At 41.0% G+C, this 22,683-nt stretch carries 16 protein-coding genes and 1 pseudogene; 7 read left to right on the top strand and 10 right to left on the bottom strand.

Going from position 1 to position 22,683, the window contains the following annotated elements; translation table 11 throughout:
• Positions 1-5 precede the first annotated feature (5 nt).
• The 7 genes and pseudogenes from IPL34_RS00925 to IPL34_RS00895 form a co-directional block, all read right to left on the bottom strand.
• Positions 6-1,328, bottom strand: coding sequence for an oligosaccharide flippase family protein (locus IPL34_RS00925; protein WP_296836394.1), 1,323 nt, complete (start codon positions 1,326-1,328; stop codon positions 6-8).
• Between the two features lie 4 nt (positions 1,329-1,332).
• A complete protein-coding gene (locus IPL34_RS00920) occupies positions 1,333-2,325 on the bottom strand; it encodes a glycosyltransferase family 2 protein (RefSeq protein ID WP_296836391.1) in 993 nt (330 codons plus the stop codon).
• A gap of 37 nt (positions 2,326-2,362) precedes the next feature.
• Positions 2,363-3,463 carry a DegT/DnrJ/EryC1/StrS aminotransferase family protein gene (locus IPL34_RS00915; protein ID WP_296836388.1) on the bottom strand — a complete coding sequence of 367 codons (1,101 nt, stop codon included), beginning with the start codon at positions 3,461-3,463 and terminating at the stop codon, positions 2,363-2,365.
• Between the two features lie 2 nt (positions 3,464-3,465).
• Positions 3,466-4,039: pseudogene (locus IPL34_RS00910) on the bottom strand (acyltransferase).
• A gap of 11 nt (positions 4,040-4,050) precedes the next feature.
• Positions 4,051-5,103, bottom strand: coding sequence for a Gfo/Idh/MocA family oxidoreductase (locus IPL34_RS00905; RefSeq protein WP_296836385.1), 1,053 nt, complete (start codon positions 5,101-5,103; stop codon positions 4,051-4,053).
• A 2-nt stretch (positions 5,104-5,105) separates the two neighbouring features.
• A complete protein-coding gene (locus IPL34_RS00900) occupies positions 5,106-6,407 on the bottom strand; it encodes a nucleotide sugar dehydrogenase (protein ID WP_296836382.1) in 1,302 nt (433 codons plus the stop codon).
• Between the two features lie 360 nt (positions 6,408-6,767).
• Positions 6,768-7,805 (bottom strand): glycosyltransferase family 9 protein, encoded by a 1,038-nt coding sequence (locus tag IPL34_RS00895; RefSeq protein WP_296836379.1) that lies wholly within the window; start codon positions 7,803-7,805, stop codon positions 6,768-6,770.
• Positions 7,806-7,983: 178 nt separating this feature from the next.
• Between IPL34_RS00895 and IPL34_RS00890 the strand changes: the two genes are divergently transcribed.
• The 6 genes from IPL34_RS00890 (at position 7,984) to IPL34_RS00865 (ending at position 15,537) form a co-directional block, all read left to right on the top strand.
• Positions 7,984-9,105 (top strand): glycosyltransferase family 4 protein, encoded by a 1,122-nt coding sequence (locus IPL34_RS00890; RefSeq protein ID WP_296836376.1) that lies wholly within the window; start codon positions 7,984-7,986, stop codon positions 9,103-9,105.
• 62 nt (positions 9,106-9,167) lie between these two features.
• A complete protein-coding gene (locus IPL34_RS00885) occupies positions 9,168-10,319 on the top strand; it encodes an O-antigen ligase (protein WP_296836373.1) in 1,152 nt (383 codons plus the stop codon).
• Positions 10,320-10,346: 27 nt separating this feature from the next.
• Positions 10,347-11,450 carry a glycosyltransferase family 4 protein gene (locus tag IPL34_RS00880; protein ID WP_296836369.1) on the top strand — a complete coding sequence of 368 codons (1,104 nt, stop codon included), beginning with the start codon at positions 10,347-10,349 and terminating at the stop codon, positions 11,448-11,450.
• A gap of 10 nt (positions 11,451-11,460) precedes the next feature.
• A complete protein-coding gene (gene asnB / locus IPL34_RS00875; protein WP_296836366.1) occupies positions 11,461-13,287 on the top strand; it encodes an asparagine synthase (glutamine-hydrolyzing) in 1,827 nt (608 codons plus the stop codon).
• A 145-nt stretch (positions 13,288-13,432) separates the two neighbouring features.
• Complete coding sequence (locus tag IPL34_RS00870; RefSeq protein WP_296836364.1) at positions 13,433-14,395, top strand: glycosyltransferase family 9 protein; 963 nt, start codon at positions 13,433-13,435, stop codon at positions 14,393-14,395.
• On the top strand, positions 14,392-15,537 hold the full coding sequence (locus IPL34_RS00865; protein ID WP_296836362.1) for a glycosyltransferase: 1,146 nt from the start codon (positions 14,392-14,394) through the stop codon (positions 15,535-15,537). Before IPL34_RS00870 ends, IPL34_RS00865 begins: the two co-directional genes overlap by 4 nt.
• Positions 15,538-15,547: 10 nt before the next feature.
• Here IPL34_RS00865 and rfaQ read toward each other — a convergent pair whose 3' ends face one another.
• Entirely contained in the window at positions 15,548-16,660 is a 1,113-nt protein-coding gene (gene rfaQ, locus IPL34_RS00860; RefSeq protein WP_296836360.1) for a putative lipopolysaccharide heptosyltransferase III, read from the bottom strand.
• Positions 16,661-16,737: 77 nt separating this feature from the next.
• Between rfaQ and recC the strand changes: the two genes are divergently transcribed.
• On the top strand, positions 16,738-19,917 hold the full coding sequence (recC, locus tag IPL34_RS00855; RefSeq protein WP_296836357.1) for an exodeoxyribonuclease V subunit gamma: 3,180 nt from the start codon (positions 16,738-16,740) through the stop codon (positions 19,915-19,917).
• A gap of 168 nt (positions 19,918-20,085) precedes the next feature.
• Here the strand turns inward: recC and IPL34_RS00850 are convergent, their stop codons facing one another.
• On the bottom strand, positions 20,086-21,378 hold the full coding sequence (locus IPL34_RS00850; protein ID WP_296836354.1) for an NAD(P)/FAD-dependent oxidoreductase: 1,293 nt from the start codon (positions 21,376-21,378) through the stop codon (positions 20,086-20,088).
• Between the two features lie 12 nt (positions 21,379-21,390).
• On the bottom strand, positions 21,391-22,680 hold the full coding sequence (locus IPL34_RS00845; RefSeq protein ID WP_296836350.1) for a DUF1501 domain-containing protein: 1,290 nt from the start codon (positions 22,678-22,680) through the stop codon (positions 21,391-21,393).
• Between the last annotated feature and the right edge of the window lie 3 nt (positions 22,681-22,683).

Raw genomic sequence — 22,683 nt, 5'->3', positions numbered from 1 at the left:
GGTTTTTATCTCACTGCTAGTATATTGGTTTGATTAGTAAGTAATTGCCAGCCTAAGATTCGATAAGCAAATAACAATAACAAAGTTATATTCGTTATATAACTAAAGGCTGTTCCTAATGCAGCGCCTTCTATACCAAGCAAAGGCAGAAGCATAATTGCAGCTAAAATATTTATACCTACAGTAGCAAGTTGTTGAAGAGCTTGATAGCCGGGGTGACCTGATACAATCATTAGATTATCGAAAGGTACAAATATCGAGACTCCAACTACGCCTAGAAGTAAAATACATAATGATGGTAATCCTTCTAATAGATTTTTATTGGGGATTAGCCAAACAGCTAAAAAGAGATAAGCACCTATTATCAAGATAGCTAGAATCAATATGATAGGAAAAATAAACTTTTTAGAATAAGCTCGAAGTGTGCGAGCTTTTTCCCAGTTACAATCACGAGTGGCAGATACTAAAATAGGGTTAAAATTTATTCTGATCATGGCGAGAATATGATAGAGACCATCTACCAGCATAGCAGCAAAACTATAGATACCAGTTGCATGCTCATTAAAAAAGAAACCAATTAGTATGACATCAACTCGCGAGTTAATCTCAGTAAACATACCACTTAGAAGCCCTTTAGATCCAAATGCAAGATGCTGTTTTACCCAACCTAAGGTAATAAACGCTTTTGCTACTAATCTTTTATTAAAGATAATAAATAAGGCAGCTATTGTTGTAGTTGTTTCCGCGATTAAAAATGAGGTGGTTGAGAATTCTATTGCTAGAGGAGATATTACAATGATTGACACTACTAGCATGATCATAGAGTAACGAAGAGCCTGTAAGAGTGAGAAGTATCTCATCTCTCTTAAGCCATTTAAGTATGCTAATAAAACTTTATTTAGCGGAAAAAGTACTAAACCTAAAGCGGCATAATAAATAGCTAAACCCGTTGCATAACTATCAAATAGCGTCCCTAATATAGGAGTTATAAGTATCACTATCAAGGCTATACTTAAGCCTAAACAAAAAGCTAGTATGCAAGCTGTAATTAGCATAGAGCTTCTTTTGATTAGATCTTCTTTGTAAAAAGCAGAAAATCGTAAAACTGAGTAGTGAATACCCCAAACTGCAAATTGGCTAGCCACGATATAAATAGCATAAGCTAAATTAAATATACCTAATTCAGTTGCATCTCGGTTAACTGTTATTACTATATTAATGGCTATACCAGAAATAGCTAGGATAAAAAAGCTGCCCATTGACCAAGCAATGTCTTGCGATAATTTATATTGCTTTAGATTTTTATATATTAAGGAAAATATTTGCATGAGATTAAGTTTCAGTTATACGTTTTATATCTCGATACATTAGTGGGGGGTTAAGGTGTTTATTTTCTTCATAATCAAACCACATGGCAAAGAATAAAGAATTAGAGCCTATGGTAAACGAAAATAGCCAACTGAGGAAAGTTATCTCTGGAATAGCTCCTTGGGAAACCCATAATAGTATAAGTCGAATAAAAAAGATGGCACTAATTGTGAGACCAAAAAAACCAAAAGCATAGAAAAATACTAATGGATGAAAATTACGAATAATATATTTTTCTTTAAGCCTCCAGAAAAATAAACGAATTAGAAGACTACCAATAGTAAAAATAACTTTACGTACTTTAATACCAGACTTTTCTCCAATATCATAAACAGGCTCAATAGGAACATCAATAACTCGCATATTAGCAACATTAAGTTTAACTAGCAGATCGTTAGGTTGACCATAACGTTTGTACATCTTGTCCCAATCAATAGCCTTTAAAGCAGCATGATTAATTGCAGTATACCCAGTTTGTGAGTCTGCTATATGCCAATATCCTGATGCTATTTTAGTTATTAATGACAGGGCAGCATTACCAAAAAAGCGGATTTTAGGTATTTTGCTAAAGGCTTCACCTGTAACAAGACGATTGCCTTTAGTATAATCAGCTAAATTTTCTACAATTGGGTTAAGAATAGCAGGTAGGTCATGTGGATTCATTTGCCCATCGCCTGCCATCACTACAGCAATATCGTAATTATTATCTCTTGCAAATTTATAACCAGTAGCAATAGCACCGCCTACACCTTGATTAGTTTCGTGTTCAATTAGAGTAATTTTTCTATGAGCGTATTGCGGATGGTTTTTTACTTTTTCAGAGGTTTTGTCTCGGCTACAGTCATTTACAATGATAATCATATCTACAAAGGTTGGCATTGTATTTATGACATATTCAATTTGAGTTTCTTCATTATAAGCTGGTACTACTACAGCAATAGATTTCTGTTTATACATTTTAATAAGGCTTTAAAATAGGAGATATTAAATCAATTTAATTCTGGTTAATTAATTCTAAAAGCTGACGTTGAGAGCTATAAGAAAGTAAAGGATCCATCGGCAAACTCATCACATGCTGCGCTCTATCCTTCGCAATAGGCGTACAATCCGCACAACACAAATGCTGATAGGCGGGCTGCTCATTGAGTGGAATAGGGTAATGTACTGCTGTTGGAACACCAGCCGCCTTAAGTCGAGCCTCTACCTCACTACGGTTCTCAACCATGATTGTGTATTGTGCAAATACACTGGTTCGATCCTCGCGTTGCTGCACTCGCTGAATGCCAGCATCATCCATTAGTTGGTTATACCGTTGCCCAATAAGCAAGCGTTGCTCTACTTCCCAGTCAAAGCGCTCTAGCTTTGCCAGCACAATCGCACATTGCAAGGTATCCATGCGCCCACCAACGCCGACACGAGTATGGTAATAGCGCCGACTTTGACCATGCACACGGATTTCTCTACAAGCTTGAGCTAAACCATCATCATCGGTGAAAATAGCTCCACCATCTCCATAGCAACCTAGCGGCTTACTAGGGAAGAAGCTGGTACAGCCAAGGGTGGAAAGGTTACAGCTTTTCTTACCTTTATAAGTGGCTCCAAAGCTTTGGGCGGCATCTTCAATCACAGGTAAATTATATTTAGCAGCAATGGCGTTAATCTCATCCATGTCCGCCGGTTGACCATACAGACTTACTGGCATGATCGCTTTGGTTTTTTCGGTGATTTTGGCTTCAATCAAATGGGCGGCAATATTGCAGGTATCCGGCTCAATATCTACAAAAACTGGTTTGGCGCCTAACAACACAATCACCTCGGCCGTCGCTACAAAGGTAAATGGCGTAGTGATTACCTCGTCCCCAGCACTAATACCCAGCGCCATTAAACTCATTAATAACGCTTCAGTACCACTAGCCACGGTAATACAATGCTTAGAACCCGTATAAATAGCCAGTTTATCTTCAAGTTCTTTGACTTCAGGTCCCAGAATGTATTGACCGTGCTCTAAAACGGCATCAATACGCTGTCTAATTTGTTGCTCTAAAGCTTTGTATTGAGCTTTAAGATCGATGAAAGGGATTAAAGGTTGGGTCATAATTAACTGATTCTTTTACATACTTTATTAGAGAGCTGGTACTGTTGGGTCGTGTGGGGGCAGGTAGCTATCGCTTCACCACAGAGGGGCAAATCCAGTTTCTCGCCGTATTCACTCATCCAGCCAATGTGCTTAGCAGGTACACCCACCATCAGCGCGTAAGCAGGTACATCTTTGTTAACAACAGTACCTGCACCGATAAAGGCAAATTCTCCAATGGTAACACCACAAACGATGGTACAGTTAGCCCCTAACGTTGCACCACGTTTGACTAGGGTATTGCGGTATTCATCCTTACGCTCCACTAATGCCCGTGGGTTATAAACATTGGTAAATACCATGCTAAGTACCGCAAAACACTCCATCTTCCAGTATTACATTGTCATACACAGAGACATTGTTCTGCACTTTGCATTGATTGCCGATCACGACCTTGTTGCCAACGAAGACATTTTGCCCTAGGGATACACCATTACCAATACGAGCACCTCCGCATACATGTGCCCAGTGCCAAACCCGACTACCGGAACCAATTTGAGCACCTTCATCAACGATAGCAGTGGGGTGGATAAAAATGTCATTCACACCTAAAACTCCAATGGCAAAGAGATAGTCTTACCATCACGTGCCGACAAATAAGCTGCAATCAATAGTTCCAGCGACTTTAGACCTTCACGCCCATCCGTCTCAGGTTCAGCATGACCACGCATTACCTCTACTATATTGTTGTAATACAGCGGATGCCCAAAGCCATACACCGAAGTGGTTTCATAATTGGCACTCTGAATGTGTGCATCATAATCACGTGGTTCGTCAAACTGCCATAGCTGAATGTCGTTAACCGCAACTCCACCAATGCGTACTGTGCCTTTATCACCTAAGATCGTGATTGAACCTTCTAAGTTTTTGGGATAAGTCAGCATAGTAACTGCCATAGAACCTAAGGCCCCATTGCGCCAGCGCACGTTTAATACGCCCGTATCTTCCACCTCAATATCACGGGTGGTGCTGGTCATGGCTTGAACTTTATCTACTGGACCTATGAGCCAATCTAATAAATCAACATAATGGCTAGCTTGATTCATGAATGCACCGCCATCGAATTCCCATGTACCTCGCCAGCCATTACCTTGGTCATAGTAGGATTGAGGACGCGTCCAAAATACATTGAGATGCACCATGTGAATTTTGCCGAAACGTCTTTCCTCAGTGGCGCGTTTGAGTAATTGTAAGGTGGTATTGCGGCGGTTCTGCTTGACTACAAATAACCGAACGCCTGCCTCATCACAGGCTTTTACCATGCGTACCCCATCAGACCAACGAGTAGCCATCGGCTTTTCAGTGATGACATGTACACCGTATTTGGCAGCTAATACAGCTTGGTCGGGATGTAGACCACTGGGTGTACATAACGCCACCAGATCAGGTTGGTGGCGCTGTAACATGTCTTCCATACGAAGGTACGCGGGTACATCGAAGCGCTCTGCATAAGGAGCTGATTGAGTAGGATCAATATCACAAACAGCGACTAGCTCCAGATCTTGTTGATGCTGCTCAATAGAGCCAAAATGATTTTTGGCAATACGCCCGCAACCTACAACAGCTATGCGGATTTTACGGTCAGTAATGGTAGGGAACATAGTTATAGACGCCATACGGTAATGTGAAGTGCCTGCAAAGCAGCAGGATCGTATAGAGATTTGATGTCAGTGAGTACCGGTTTACTACCCCGTAGCAATGCATGCAATTCTTGTGGCTTCAGTTTAGTAAATTCTTGGTGCGCTACAGCAACAATTAAGGCATCAACAGGAGCTTGAGGGGTAAGTTGAGTGAGCTTGACCCCTGAATATTCAGCCGCTACTTCTTCAGCATTAGCCCAAGGGTCAGTGACTACTGGAACCACGCCAAAGTCTTCCAGTTCGCGAATAATATCAATCACTTTAGAGTTACGTATATCAGGGCAATTTTCCTTGAACGTAACCCCCATTACGCCTACTCGTGCACCGTTAGGATTTACACCATTTTGAATCATCTTTTTGACCGTAGTACGTGCAACATAGCGACCCATATTGTCATTAATACGCCGACCTGCAAGAATCACTTGGGGAATATAGCCTAGTTTTTCTGCTTTATCAGTCAGGTAATAAGGATCAACACCAATACAATGGCCCCCAACTAAACCTGGGCGAAAGGGTAAAAAGTTCCACTTGGTTCCAGCAGCTTCTAAGACACTCACTGTATCTATGCCCATCCGTGAGAAAATAATACTCAACTCATTCATTAATGAAATATTTAAATCACGTTGGGTATTTTCAATGATCTTAGCGGCTTCGGCGACTTTAATGCTAGGTGCTAAGTGGGTGCCTGCTTTAATAATCTGTTGATAAAGTTGGTTAACATAGGCGGCGACCTCAGGAGTAGAGCCGGAGGTTACTTTTTTAATAGTAGTTAAGGTATTAACTTTATCACCGGGATTAATACGTTCGGGAGAGTAGCCTGCGAAAAAATCTACGTTAAACTGCAAGCCTGATACGCGCTCAATCACAGGAATACAATCTTCTTCGGTAGCCCCCGGATATACGGTAGATTCATAAATGACTACATCACCCCTTTTAATAACCTTTCCTATACTTTCGCTAGCTTTGATGAGAGGCATTAAATCAGGACGTTTATGTTCATCAATCGGGGTGGGTACGGTGACAATAAAGATATTTGCATCCCGTAAATCATCTAATTGGGTCGTATAGTGTAGGTGCTTAGCTGCTTGTATTGCTTCGGGCGTCGTTTCTAGCGTGTGATCATTACCCCCTTTGAGTTCCTCTATACGTGCTTTATTGATGTCAAAGCCGATGGTGGGGAGGATTTTGCCAAATTCGACTGCTAGTGGAAGGCCAACATAGCCTAAGCCAATAATGGCCAATATGGAGTCATGTAGTGATTTCATGTTTAGCTCAAAGGGTTTAATATAAGATAAGTAGCTAGGCTGAAGCTTTCACGTGTTTATGAGCATAACTCATTGAATTTAAATGATATAAATGTAAAAAATTTAGGCTGAGGTACTTAGATTACGAGGTGATGATAAAAACATCAAAAAGCTATGTATTTTTGAGAATACGCTACCGCCCTACCGTGCCAATGCAGTATAAACAAAATCCATTACATGAGTAGCAAGCCGCCTCTTGTCTAAAAAATCGATTATGGATAGGGGGTATCTATTAAAGAGCATGTAAAAGTGCGGGTAATTGTCTGCAATTGTTAAGCCTATAGCAAGGGGATATAAAAAAATTATCTTTTTATATGATTTTTAACCTTTTATATTTAAAAACTCCAAAGCATCTCTGACTTGTATGGGGTTAATATCTATCACCTGTCTGCTGTCAGATTGTATTACTCTGTGTGGAACTCCCCAAGGATGCCATCGTTGTGCATCACTAGAGCCGAAAAAACATACTATAGGTTTGCCTAAGCCTGCTGCTATATGCATTGCTCCCCCATCGCTACAGATGAAAGCGTCACATAGATTCATAGCCGCAATTAGTTCTCGCAACTTTTTTGTTGTGTAGGCCAAAAGGGGGATTTGTGATGAGAGGGCGTTGATAATGGCTTGAGCTTTTTGATCATCACCTGGATGATGCTTATTAGTTTCATCACCGGGTGACCAAAATAGTAAGAATTGGTAGTTGTGCTGGGTATATAATTGTTGAACTAGCTCTACAAAATATTCAGCAGGCCAGCGTTGATCTACTTTGCGGGCACTAATATGTAAGCCTATGACGGGGCGGCTACTATACCAAGATTGTTTAGTTAAGCGTTGTTTATATTGATCGTAGAGTATAGGGTCATAATATAAGGTTAAGCATTGCGGTCTAGGTTCAATGCCCAATGCTATAAGCAGGCAGCTAGTTTGTTCTACCTCATGTAATGCTAGTGGTACGTGAGTAGGGTGATTAATAATGCTTGATTTAGTCTCTACAGGTGGCATGCCGATAATCATCGGTGATCTAATTTGCTTAGCTAATTTCTCAGCATGTTTCGAAAATCCACCTGCTAATATGATGGCATCATAATGTTGAGATCTAAGCTCACGTATGAGTTGGAAACGTTGCCAAATTACACTCCAAAGTGATTGATTGTGCTCACGATGTTTTACTTTAGTATAAACATAAACATTATTTACGTCAGGGTTTAAAGCAATGACATCATAATTATAGCTATTCACTAGTACATCTACTTGAGCAGATGGATAAGTCTCGCGTAATTGACTAAGCAGTGGAGTAGTACAAATTAAGTCACCTATATTATCACGGCGAATAACTAGAATACGGTTTAAAGACTGAATCATGCTCAGTAAGCTCATTGAAATTAATGAAGAGATTTTATATCGAATCTTGCTATTGGTTGAGCATTAAAAATATATTTGTACCAACTTACATAGTCCATTGAGCAATATAAAATATAAGTCTAGAAAGTCTGCTTAAAGGCTTTGTTTTACCTAACATATTTATAATATTGATACCTTTATGACACAAAGTCTTGCCATTATCCGCCAAAGCTACCGCCCTGACGGTGGCGCCGAGCGCATTATCCAACGGATGCTAACAGGGTTGCAACAGTATCACCCCTTGGATATTAGCCTAATTACTGAAAGTTGGCAGGGGAGTGAGGCTAATTTTCAAGTATTGAAAATACCTAGACAAGGTTGGACTCGTACTGCTCGCTTTGAGCATTTTATTAACAATACCCAAAATTTATTAAAGCAACATACCTTTGATTGGGTACAGTCGCATGAGCGCGTGCCCGGATGTCAAATTTATCGTGCGGGGGATGGCGTGCATGCAGAATGGTTAAGGATTCGTGGTGAGTATTTAGGGCGAATAGGGCGCTGGTGGCAAGCACGCGATGCTTTTCATCAAGCGGTTTTAAAAGCGGAGTCGGAGCTTTTTCAGCATCCTAATCTGCAAGCGGTAATTTGTAATTCCGAGCAAGTCAGACAAGAGATTTTGCTCCACTATCCCAAGGTTGATCCTAGTTCATTGCATCTGGTGCGTAATGGCATTGATTTAGATTATTTCACTCCACCAAGCATGGCAGAAAAGCTTAAGGCGCGTGAGTCACTAGGTATCAAGGCTAATATGCCGACTTTGTTGTTTGTAGGTTCTGGTTTTGAGCGCAAAGGACTGCCTTTAATTTTACAGGCGTTAATCCGTTCGCCCACTTGGCAGTTGTTAGTAGTAGGTCAAGATAAGCATCTGAAAAATTATCAAAAAATTTGCCTACAATGGGGTATTATTCATCGAGTTAAATTTTTGGGAGTAATGAAGGATGTGCGCCCTGCCTATCAAGCCGCAGATGTTTTAGTGCATCCGGCTTGGTATGATCCCGCTCCCAATGTGATACTAGAGGCTATGGCGATGGGCTTGCCTGTCATTACCAGTCAGCACTGCGGTAATAAAGAGCTGATCGAGCAGGGAGAAAATGGTTTTGTCGTACCTATTAAACCTATTCAAGCGTTAGTGGATGTGCTGAGTTCCAAAAGTGATTGGGTGTTGATGGGGGAGAGGGCACGTAAGACAGTAGAACAGTATCCCATTGAACGTATGATTAGAGAGTTGATTGCTGTCTATAAGACAATATTGACATAAGAGATTTCTAACCCCTTTCAATTAATGTTAGGTTAGCATTTTTTAAAATTTGAAAGCTATTTATGACTTTATCTCAAAGTTGGTCTTTAATAGGAACAATCACCCTATTGATGGTATTGCCTCTTCCCCATACAGTAGCCCTGCGCTTATTAGCTTTAACGCTTGTCTTAGGTATGGTTTTATATCAATGGCGACAGCTAGCAGTACCTAAATTTCCTTGCCTTAACGTGCTTTTATGTTGGTTATTAATTCCTTTAATATTATTGCCTTATGCAGTAGATTGGCGTTATTCGCTCAGTGAGATCAAAGTAGAGATAGGGTATGGCTTAGTAGGTTTCTTAGCTTTTTTAGCCTTAAGCCAAAATGAGCAATGGCTACGTTATTGGTTTGTTGCTCTAGGGGGCAGTGCTGCTTGTTACTCAGTAATAGGAATAGTGCAATATATCCCTATTGGTACGTGGAACGAGTTAAGTATAGTAGGGGGATCAGCTAGTTTTGCCACTTATATTATCATGGTTCTTCCTCTAGCCTTACCTGCATGGTGGCTTTTTCCTATGCATCGCTCTTATGTGATGGTTTGTGTTGTAATGATAGTTTTAGGTGGTTTGTTAACTAATCAACGTATTGTATTACCTGTTCTAATTACACAACTACTCATAGCTAGCTTTTTATTGCGACCTCAACAAGTATCTGTAAGAAAAATACTCATCAGTATCGTACCCATTATAGTTGTTTTAAGTACTGTAGCTTTCTTTAGTATTCAATCGCGTGAAGAGGTTTTAGGCATTGCTCCTATCTCAGAGGATCCTAGAGTATTGGCTTTAGAGCGCACCTTGAGCATTATGAGTGAGCGACCTTGGACAGGGTTTGGTTTTGGTAGGAATGCGATGAAGTTAGCACATCCTGAAATCAAGGATATTATGTGGCATGCGCATAATACTTTTCTTAACTACGGCATTGAGTTAGGTTTAGGGGGGATAATCTTGCTTGGGTTAGTGTGGGGTTGTCTGGCCCGTCGTTACTGGCACGTCCAAGGGAGGATACAAGATCCGTTAGTAAAATCTTTGGCAGTAGCTGGTTTATGTGTAGTATTGGGCGTGGTGCTACGTAATCAAGTAAATGATATGTTTCATCGTGATTTGTCTTTATTGTTTTGGTGCGTTAATGGGGCGCTCTTGGGGTTTTTATTAAGACAGTTTTATATTAAGAATTAACGGGGTAACGGTATTATTACTTCAACAATGAAACCACTGACGATCTTACATACGGAGTCCTCTTGTGGCTGGGGTGGTCAGGAAATTCGTATTTTAACCGAGGCTCAGGGATTTATAGAGCGAGGTCATGCTATCCAGCTGTTATGCCCTAGAGAGTCTACTATTTACAAAGCTGCCTTAAAACAAGGTATTCCAGTAGTCGCAGCGCCGATAGCACGGAAAAACCTAAGCGGTTTATATTGGTTAAGAAAATGGTTACAAACTCACATCAAAACATTTGACTTAATAAATACCCATAGCTCCACCGATTCTTGGTTAGTAGCATTAGCTCAACAATTATTACTAGATAAACGTCCTATTGTTAGAACTCGTCATGTTTCTTCCCCTATTAGCTTAGATAGAGCAACACGATGGTTGTATCAATCTGCTGCTCAGCATATTGTAGTGACAGGCGAACCATTAAAACGCCACTTAATTGAGCATAATCATTTTGTAGCTAAACATATTACTTCTATTCCTACAGGAATTGATTTATCGCGTTTTTTTCCTAGAGATAGCGCTGCTATCAAAGTTCAGCTAGGTATTGAAGGGACTATTATTGGTATCTTAGCTACGCTACGTAATTGGAAGGGACACCATTATTTAATTGAAGCTTTTAAGCTACTAAGTGAACAACATACTGATTTACGTTTATTAATAGTAGGTGATGGTCCACAAGCTGATAATATTAATAAATTTATTGATCAGCTAGGGCTTAAATCTAAAGTACTCTGTGTAGGGCAACAGGACAACCCAGAGTTATGGTTGAATGCAATGGATATTTTTGTTTTACCTTCGTATGGTGATGAAGGCGTATCCCAAGCAGTAATGCAGGCTATGGCAAGTCGCATACCTGTCATTACTACCGCTGTAGGAGGTATGACCGATGCTGTGCAAGATGGTGACACAGGGCTATTAGTTGATACTCATAGTAGTCAAGCGATTGTGAACGCTATTAACAAACTACTCCAACAACCTGTATTAGCCCAACAATTAGCTATAGCTGGTTATGAACGTGCTCAAGCTTTATTCGGTGTAGTAGCTATGTTAGATAAAATGGAAATGGTTTTTCAATCGGTACTAAAAAAATAAGGTTAGTAGTGTGTGCGGTATTGCAGGGATTATAGGGCATGAGGTTTTAACTAATGAGTTATTATCTAAAGTATTACATCATTTAGCTCAGCGCGGGCCTGATGCGCAACAATGGCAAGGATGGGATGCTGATTTTAGGCCAAGTAATCATAATCCTCATTTAGCATTACTACATACTCGCTTATCCATACGAGATTTAAGTGTCAATGCTAATCAACCTATGTCTAATAATGAAGGCACTATTTGGCTTTGTTACAATGGTGAGGTTTATGGTTGGGAACAAGATGCTGAGTTTCTCAAACAGCAAGGTTTTATTTTTAAGAGCTATTCAGACACCGAGTTTATTTTGCATGCTTATCACTACTGGGGATTAGAGGGGCTAATCCCACGTCTTAGAGGTATGTTTGCAATAGCAATTTTAGATTTGCGCTCTTTTAGTCTCTATCTCTTAAGAGATCGTATGGGCTTAAAACCTATTGTTTATCACCATAGCCACAAAGGTTTTGCCTTTGCCTCTACTGTACGTACCTTATTGCCGTGGCTACCTAAAGAGGCAAAAGATTTCAGTAGTATAAGTATTGATGCCTATTTGGCTCACCGTTATATACCTGCACCGCATACGCTTTTGCAAGGAGTAAAGCGTTTAGAAAATGGTCACTACTTACGTTATGATCTAAAGCAACAAACACTCACCCAGCATTGTTACTGGCAAATCCAGCCTTCAAAACAGAATGCACTAAGTACTACTGTGCTAGATGAGGCTATTCAATTACGCACAGTAGCCGATCGTCCTGTAGGTCTATTTTTAAGCGGTGGTGTAGACTCTAGTGTATTAGCTCAACGGCTAGCTAGTTTAGGTTTTAGTAATATTCAAGCTTTTACGGCTAGATTTTTAGATAGCTATTTAGATGAGAGTAAAAGGGCTGAGCAATTAGCCAATCATTTAAATATGCCCCAAGTCAGTATTGATATTCCCACAAAAATAGAGGGCGATTTTAGTCGTATTGTTGCTGATTTAGATGAGCCTTTTGCTGATCCTTCTAGTTTTCCTTTATGGTATTTATCCAAAGCAGCAACACAATCAGTAAAAGTAGTACTCAATGGTGATGGGGGAGATGAGTTATTTGCAGGGTATAAGCGCTATCAGCAGCATATGCGTTCTGCTTGGCGAGGTGAGTGGCGTCTACCATTACCAAAAATAAAATCCATTCAGCGTAAAGGTATAAGTAAAATTTGGAATGAAATAGCTTTAAGTTGGGTGGATGCCTATAGTTTACGTTTTTCAGGTTTCAATATTGGACAGCGCATAGCTTTACAGCCAGATTTAATTATTCAGCCACATTATTGGCGTATACCATCTGCTATCTCTAATACTATTGATACCTTGTTAGCAATTGATCAGCAAAATTATTTACCCGAATATATTTTGCGTAAAGCAGATTTAATGACCATGGCTCATGGTCTAGAGGGACGGTCTCCTTTACTTGATCATTATTTTGTACAGACAGTAATAGGCTTATCTGCTCAGAAACGTTTTACTCAGCCACCTAAAAAAGCTTTAGTTAACCTAAGTAGCTTCCCTGAGGCACTAAATCCAATATTACAAAAAAAATATGGTTTTAATCCACCCTTAGATAGTTGGTTACATAATGACTTGAGTTTTAACACAGCAACATGCGCTAAGTCTCTAGCGGAGCTTACCAATCAACAAATTAGCTTCCAGCAGGTACAGCTACTATTAAACCGTTACTATGCAGGAGAGCAGCATTTAGCGGAGCAAGTATTACAGTTGTATATTTTAAATGAATCATTACTACAGTTTCGCGATTTAGTGTGAGGTGTCAATGTCTAGTAGGCTATGGGGTCGTTTAGTTATTAGTGTAGCTGCACTATCTCGTTTAACACTATTAAAACTTACTCCCCGCCCCACCACAGTTAAACGTATAGTCATAATTAATTACTTGCTACTCGGTGATACCTTAATGTTAAGCCCACTGCTGAAAGCATTACGTAATCAATATCCAGAGGCGCAAATTGATTTTTTATGTCCACCCTATATAGTACCACTTTACTCTAGTAAGCCTTATGGGGTTAATGCTTATGGGTTTGATCTGCGCAGTTGGCGTAATTTGCTTAATTTAATTATAAGCTCAAAAGGTTATGATCTAGGGTATATTCCGGGAGATAACCGTTGGTCATGGTTAGCGGTATCTTTAAAGACGCGTTGGGTTATTGCTTTAAAAGGCGACCAAGCATGGAAAAACTGGATGGTTAATGAGTTAGTAGAGTGGCCCACTATATCAAAAGCATGGGGAGATATTACTACTAGCCTAGTAACCCAAAAAACTATTTGTTATGAGGCTAGTGATTGGCCTATTCCAGTGTATGAGTCATTTTCTTATCCTCAAGAGCCTTATGTCGTATTACATATAGGTGCTAGTAAGCCCCACAAATATTGGAGGGCAGATTATTGGAATGAAATAGCACAGTGGCTTAGAACTCAAGGTTTTATAGTAGCATGGTCTATAGGGCAAAATGAAAAACAGTTATTAAAAGAGATAAATATAAAAGAGTTAGACATTTTGTATGATGGAAGTTTAACTTTAGCACAATTTTGGGTTTTACTTAAGAATGCAAAATTGCTAATTGCTCCAGATACAGGAATTGCCCACTTAGGTCGTATAGTTAATACTCCTACTATAGCTTTATTTGGTCCCGGATCACCAAAGATATTCGGTGCAGGGCTGTTTTGGCAGAATAGTCCTTATGTAGCTTTATGGGAAGAATCAGTAGCTTGTCGTAATCAAAGTTTGCTATTTAATCGTGATATTTCATGGGTAAAGCAATGTTGGCGAAGCGAGCATGAGTGTAGCCAGCCCTTTTGCACGAATTTGATTAAGCCTGAGCAGGTTAAGTATTCCATCAGTGAGATGATTAATTTATGAGAAAACGTATTGGTCTGTTAATAGATAGCTTAATTGGTGGTGGAGCAGAGCGCATTACTCTTAACTTTGCTGAAACTTTTGCTAAGTTAGGTCATGATGTGCATGTTTTTATTTTAAAAAATGAAATACACCATGTCATAGATAAAAATGCTTACTCAATTCATATTTTAACTGAAAACGGTGTTTTATCTAAATTTAAATTAGTTAATAAATCTCTATTGAAAAAAACCTTCATTAAGGCCATATCTAATGTAGAAAATGATGGAATAAAATTTGATTTTTTTATATCTAGCTCAGAGGACTTTGATAGAATTGCTAAGCTATCAAGGCTACCTAACATTTTTATTCGCTATCGAAATTCAATGTCTGAGTTTATTTTATCAAAAGTAGGTAATAAAACTGGTTGGAAGGCTAAGGAAAGAGTTTGGCGACATACTTTGCGTCATAAGTCCATATATAATCATATGAATATAGTTGCTATTACTAAGGCAATGCAGTTTGATTTGTGTAAGAAAGTGGGTATAAAGCCTAAAACCATTACAACTATTTATAATCCATTCGATTTTGCAGTTATTCGTGAACGGGCAAATAAGCTTGTTAGTAATCTTCCTTCAGCTCCTTATATAATTTATGCTGCAAAGTTTGAAAATAGAAAAAATCATCGTTTACTCATAGATGCTTATTATAAGGCTAATCCTAAGCACTTATTAGTACTTATTGGAGATGTTTATACCGCTTCTGATCATGAAACTTATGAGAATTTAAAAGCACAAATTCACAATTTAAGTTTAGAAAATAGAGTGATTTTGGCGGGTTTTCAGAAAAACCCTTATCCGTGGATTAAAAATGCTGATTTATTTGTCATGTCATCTAACAATGAAGGTTTACCTACAGTATTAATTGAATCTTTAATCTTAGGCACACCCGTAGTAAGTGTAGATTGCCCTACTGGACCTAGTGAAATTTTAACAGGTGAGTTAGCTGATTACTTGTCACCTGTAGGTGATGTGGATGCTTTAGCTACCAATATTACAAAAGCACTCCAACATTATCCGCAGATCGATGATAGTTTACTAGCTAAATTCAATAGTGAATATGTTGCGAAACAATATATTGACCATTGTACTAAACAGAAAAATTAGCTATAAACTCTTAGCACGAATATATTTTTGCTAATTGAAGTATGCTAATATCAGCGTGTTTTTGGAAAGGAGTTAATTCATCCAAACACCGACTCCGTTTACTGTCCTCACATCCGGCTTTACCACAAGGGGCACACTTCCAGTCCTGTTGAATCACTGTATGTTTGCCCACTTGCTGCATACCATTACGTTGAGGATAGGGATTGACTTCAAATTGATCCCAACCATTAGGCCAAGGTCCCCAATCGAAAGCACCCGAAGGACCAAATAAAGCAATCACGGGCGTATCCACCGCAGCTGCCATATGCATAGGCGCACTATCGACACCCAAGAAAAACTTCGCCTGACTCGACAAGGCAGCAGTTTCTTTAAGACTTAATTTACCACCTAAATCCAGCGGTTTGGTTTTACACAGGCTAATAATATGATTGAGTTTTTCACGTTCTTTAGTATCAGGCGCACAGGTCAAAACCACTTTGAGATTTAATTCGCTTTGAATCGTATCAATCGTTTGCGCCATATAATCATCACGCCAACATTTAAAAAACCAACGTGAAACCGGATGAATATGCACATAAGGCTCTTGATTCCAACCTGCTTGTTTTAATAAATCTAAGACGCGCATTTCATCGAGCGGAGTGTAGTGAATACTCACATTAATCGTTTGTGGCTTAACGATATTAGTTAATAAATCTAGATTGCGTAATACCGTATGCCTACGCCCTTGGCGCATTAAATGAGGCTCAGTGACTAAATGCTTACGCCACCCTTTATCATTAGGCTTTAAATAACCAATACGACGCTTTGCTCCACTCAACCAACCAAAAATTAAACCTCGATCTCCTTCGGTGGTATTAATACTAATATCAAAACGTTCAGCGCGTAATTGTTGAATAAAAGCGAGTTGGCGCTTGAGAAATGTCCATGGTGATTCGTGTTTTTGACGTTCAGGTACGGTCAAAACTTGCTTAATATGTGGGTGTCCGGTGAGCATAGCCTCAGTCCCTTTTTTGACTAAAAAGGTCACTTCAGGAGGTTCGGGTAAGGTTGCCAATGTCTCAGCCATCGGGCTAGTTAGCAATACGTCCCCAATATTGCGGAATTTCATAATCAGGATTTTCATGGGTGCTATTTATACCACAGGCTGACCGACTTTTGATGCTAGAATGAGCCGTTTTATAGCTGTGCTTTTTTCCCCCTATGTTGCATCTGATCCATAGTAACCAACTCGAATCACTGGCTCGCTTATATGCGGAGTTTTGTCGCACTCAGCCTTTGCCTCCTATGGAGCGCGAAACGGTGGTAGTACAAAACGCAGGGATGGGACGTTGGTTATCGATGCAAACCGCTCTCCATAATAAAATCGCTGCCAATACCCGCTATTTATTTCCCGCTGAGGCTACGTGGGAGTTATTGCGTAAAGTACTTTCCTTCGTGCCCGAACGTGATCCCTGCTCACCTAAATTATTGCGCTGGCGTTTGCTTCACGAATTTTTGGAGTATGCCGAGCGCTATCCCGAATTACAGCATTATTTGCGTGCAGGCGATGAGGGTGCGGCATGGCAATTGGCCCAACAAGTGGCTACCGTGTTTGATGGTTATATCTTCTTTCGCCCGCTGTGGATTAAAGAATGGGAAAACCCTTTAATCACTTTAGACGAACACGATTGGCAAGGGCGTCTATGGCGTAATGTAGTAGTAAGCGAGCAATTGCATCATTGGGTACGCTTGCAAGATGAATTTATCCAAGCGCTACAGCAACAGCCCCCGCAAAATTTACCTAAGCGCTATATCTTTTTTTCTATTCCAGCCGTTTCTAAAGCGTATATCAATCTAGTCAATCAAGTCGCGCAATTCATTGATATTTATTTTTTTATCGTTAACCCCACTCAAGAATATTGGAGTGATATTGAATCCGAAAAGCGCCTAATTAAATTAAAAGTCGCGCAGCAAGAGCTATCCGATATAGGTAATCCACTACTGGCTTCATGGGGTACACAAGGGCGTGATTTTATCGGTAATCTGCGCTCATTAGAGCCTTATCCTTTAGAGCAAGAGCGCTTTATTTTACCTACGCAAACGCTTGAGCCACACAGTTTGATGCTCAAAGTGATTCAAGCCGATATTCTTAATCTACATATTCCGAGCACAGATACTATTTTCCCGCTGGAGTTAGCCGAGGATTATTCGGTGCGTGTGCATAGTTGCCATTCGCCCATGCGCGAGGTGCAGGTACTGTATGATCAGATACTCGATGCTATTGAACACGATCCGAGCCTAGCACCCTCCGATATAGTGGTGATGACCCCCGATATTGATCAATATGCTCCCTATATTGAAGCGGTGTTTGGCACTGTGAATGATCCCAAGCAACGTCTGCCCTTTAGTATTGCTGATCAGTCACAGCGTCAATTGCAAAGCATTATTACCACTTGCCTACAATTACTCGACTTACCCGATAGTCGCTTTGAAGCCGAGCGTATTTTTGCACTATTGGAAAATGAGGTAGTGCGTACTCAAGCGCGACTGGATTTGGACGATATCCATCAATGTCGCATTTGGGTGAGTGATACCAATATTCGCTGGGGTGTGGATGCAGAGCGCCGTGTCAAACAGGGGGGAGCAGACACTTTTGAACATACGTGGCGCTATGGACTAGATCGTTTATTACTGGGCTTTGCTTTTCCCTGTGATGATTTATTAGGTGAAGTATTACCTTATCCCTATATTGAAGGTTCACAAGCGCAAGTGCTAGGGCGCTTTTTGCAATGGCTTGAGCCTTTATTTAACCTCGCGGATTGGGGGCGACAACAACAGAGTATTACTATATGGGCGGAGCGAGTACGCGAGTTATTTAAACAGGTATTAGGTGATACCGATAACTTGCAACTGGTACTACAAGCCCTAGAGGGTTTAACTCAGCAAAGTGTGAGTGATGCTAAATTCGAGCGCCCGATTGGGTGGCGTATTGTGCGCGACGCTCTGCGCAATAGCTTAGAGCAACGCAATCAAGCCGAAGGATTTATGGGGCGCGGCATTACTTTTTGCGCTCTAATGCCGATGCGCAGCGTGCCGTTTAAATTAGTTGCCTTATTAGGCATGCAGGATAAAGCCTTTCCACGGGTGGATACTTATCTCAGTTTTGATCGTTTAGCGCATGATAAAAAACAGCGTGGTGATCGCTCAAGGCGCGAGGAAGACCGTTATTTATTCCTAGAAAGTGTGTTATCAGCACGCTCACGTTTATATATTAGTTATGTCGGGCAAAGTATTCATGATAATAATGAAATTATGCCCTCTATTTTAGTGACTGAGTTATTGGATTATATTGAAAAACGGTTTGCTATTGAGCCAAAAGTATTAATTACTAAACATCCTTTACAGCCCTTTAGTACGCGCTATTTTAGTGAGGAGCATTTATTTACCTATTCAGCGCATTATGCTGAAGCGTATAAAGCCCGCCATCAAGCCCCGCAACCGTTTGTCAAGTTTTGGCAAGCTAAACCTTTGCCTCCCTTGCATGACGATTATAAGCAAATCCGTTTAGAAACCTTAGTCAGTTATTATCGTCAACCCGCTCGTGATTTTTTGAGTAAGCGCCTAAATTTAAAATTACGTGAGCGCACCATTGAATTACCAGAGCGAGAACCATTTAAATTAGAAAACTATGCGGATCAAGCCATTGCTGAACAACTGTTAGCTCAACATTTAAATCATCAAAAAGAGCCAACATTACTACGTAAGCGCTTAAGAGCTGAGGGTAAATTACCGCACGGTAAACCGGGAGATTTACTCTATGAACAGCAAGTCGAGCGCACCGAACAGTTTTATAACAACCTGAGTACTGAATGCTCTATTGAGTGGCTAACACCCCACCCCATTGATTTTAAAATAGATGCTTTTCAATTACATGGCAGTATCGGGGAGCTGACTGAAAGGGGGCGTTTGGTCTTTAATTTAGGCAAAATGAATGCATGGCAGTGGGTGGATATTTGGCTAAAACATTTAGCCCTTAATCATTGCGCTAATAGCCCCACTAAAACCACCTTAGTTTATACCAGCGATAAAGTATTTACCTTGCAAGCATTAGATGAGGATACGCAAGCGTTATGGGAGTGCTTTATCAGTACCTATTGGCAAGGTATGTGTGAACCCTTACCGTGTTTTCCTAAAGCGGGATTAGCCCTAGCCGAAGATAAAAATCACGATTTAAAAAAGGCAATCAGTGCTTGGGAGGGTAGTGAATATAGTAGCTCTGAGGCGGAGAAACCGGAAAATGCCTTACTCTATCGTGGATTGAATCCGATTGAAGACGACCCGCGATTTGTTCAGTTGGCTAAGCAGTTTTGGTTGCCGTTTATTCAGATTCGTACTCACTAAGTTAATTGCATCTGGCAATTAAGTATCCAGCTAAAAGTAATCGTATATTTCCTCCGCAGGCGCTGTAAATACTTCCCTGTACGCTTCAAGGCGGCATCCCTGCCGCCAAGACTGCTCCAAAAATATACGATTACTTTGGCTCAAGTACTTACCTTAGTTTTAAGCCGATCACATAAACACATCACGGGTAAAATTGTTATACCAGCTATAGGCATATTGCGCATCCAACAAGTGATCTTCATCCGATGCGCCTACGGGTGACATACCACCAGAATTGGGAATAGCCTCAATACTTAAACGATCTCCCGCTAAGCGATAAACCGCAACGATTGAAATCGCATAGTCACCCCCAACCACACTATAACAACCATTGGTAAATGAAGTGCGTCCGGGTTCACGCCCATTGAGTAAGGCGGCAATAGCCAGTGCACACGCTTTCGCTTCCGAGTTGGCAGCAAAACCTGATTTAGGTAAAGGTGCAGCGGTACACGCATCGCCAATCACATGGATATTGGGTTTGAGTTTGGATTCAAAGCTATCCAAATGTACCGGACACCAACCACTGGTATCGGTCAATCCGGCACTAAAGGCTAAAGCTCCAGCCTTTTGCGCAGGGATAATATTCAACACGGAAGCATTAAAGGTTTGACCACCACTGGTAATAACCTGTTTTTGTGCAGCCTTGAGAGTCGTTACCGTTTTATTGGCTCCCCACACCCACTCAATCAGCGCATTATTAGTGCCATAGCCATAAAGTTTCATCCATGCTTCTTCAAAGAGCGTTTGTTTAGTAAAACTATCTTTGGGATCGAGAATAATAACTTTGCTATTGGGCTTATAGCGCTTGAAATACAAAGCGACTTGGCTGGCTCGTTCATAGGGAGCAGGGGGGCAACGATAGGGATTAGGTGGGGCAACCATGACAAAAGTCCCACCATTAGGCATAGCCTCTAATTGCGAGCGTAAAAGAGTCGTTTGCTCACCCGCTTTCCATGCGTGCGGTACGGAGGTTTCTGCAATATCAGCACTATAGCCTGCAATAGTGTCATAGCGATAATCAATGCCGGGTGAAACGACACAGCGGTCATAACTAAAATTACCAGATGTGGTTTGCACTATACGACTGGTCGCATCAATGCCTGTTACCTCGGCAATCACTACATTGATACCGCGCTTTTTTAGACCTTCGTAGCTAAATTTTAAGGAGTCTAAGGAGCGATCACCACTTAACACCTCATTGCTCATATAGCAGGTGTAGTAGTATGGGTTTTTTTCAATCAGAGTGATTTCAATACTCGGATCAGCCAACTTTAAGTACTTAGCAAAGGTCGCTCCACCTGTACCGCCACCAATAACGACGACCTTAGCATTAGCGCCCCAACTACGAGTAGCAATACCAGAGGTGATAAGGAGTCCACCCGCCATAGCTGCTTTTAGAAAATCACGACGTTTTAGTTTCATAGCTCGCTCTCACTAAACCGTAATGCCACTAGCAACGGCTGGATTAAATAAAGGTAATGCTTCCGCTTTGAGGTCATAGCGTTGTGCTAAGGGATGATTCTGAATCCCTAGTAGCTCACGCAAAGCACGGTGTAAGTGCTTAGTTTGTAAGTAGATACCATTAGTATTATCGCGTTGTAAGGTATTAGGATTGATCTTGATCTGCTCATGGTTAGCACCACTAATACCCACGATGCGATTAGCCCAAGGTGCATTTTTCGCCATGATAATATCCCCACCCAGTGACCAGTGATCTTTGCCATTAGTAGAGTTATAGCTAGGTGTGCGACCGACATCCGAGGTGACATGCACAATCAGCCTATCGCCTAAACCCATGCTATTGGCTTTAGTCCAAGTGTAATCCAATAAACGAGTGAGGTCGGTGAGGGTATTGATATGATTGGCATCATGATTGCCATGTGAGTCCCAGCCGCCTGTACCAAAGCTCCCCGTAGCGGTTAAACCCGCTGCTGCGAGCACTAAAAACATATGCAGTTCACGAATACCATTGCGTCTAGCACCCGTTAGATCTAGCGTATCTAAGCTCGTGGGCAGTGCAGTTGCTAGGGCTTCCATCGCTACTGAACCTTGGCGGGCGCGTTGCAGTTCTTCCAGTTTCCGTTGCCAGCGGGGTAGATTATCGGGTTGATTTTGTAGTTTTGTCAGACGTTGAGACGCATATTTATGGACTAAATCGATATGCGCATTAGAGTAGTAAGTCTTAGTGCCACGATCAAAGTTAGGATTCGCCAAAGTACGCAATAAGCTCTCATCGGGCAATGCCGTAAAAGGCATAATCCCCACTGAACCTTCAAAGCCTCCTTGACGTACAAAAGGCATCGGCAAATTAGCCCCCACTGCCGCCGCATAGAGTTCATTAGTAGAGGGTAAACCCTCCACTAAACTGCCCGTATGGCGGGTACGTGCTGCTACATCATGTCCATTGGTGAACATCACAATGCCATTCACCGCCATGATGTAGGAGTAGTACTTATTGAAAAATGCAGCATTTTCACCGAGTGGTGCAAAGCGTAGATTGCCTACACCTCCCGCAGGTTGAGTGGCGGCCCATTTGTTAATAAGTACATTCTGGCGTGGATCCGCAAATGAGCTGTGATCCCAACCTCCTCCTAAGTGTATGGTGAGCAACACCTTACCTGTATGTAGGGGAGGTGTGGCATTGGCTTGTGCCGCATTAAAACTGGGCAAAGTACTCGCTAAACCGCTATAGCCTAGGAGCTTTAAAAAATCACGTCGATTCATCTT

This window comes from Thiofilum sp., from assembly GCF_016711335.1.
Taxonomy (GTDB): domain Bacteria; phylum Pseudomonadota; class Gammaproteobacteria; order Thiotrichales; family Thiotrichaceae; genus Thiofilum.
Note: the sequence above shows the minus strand (reverse complement) of the source record. Positions and strands in the feature narration are given on the sequence as shown.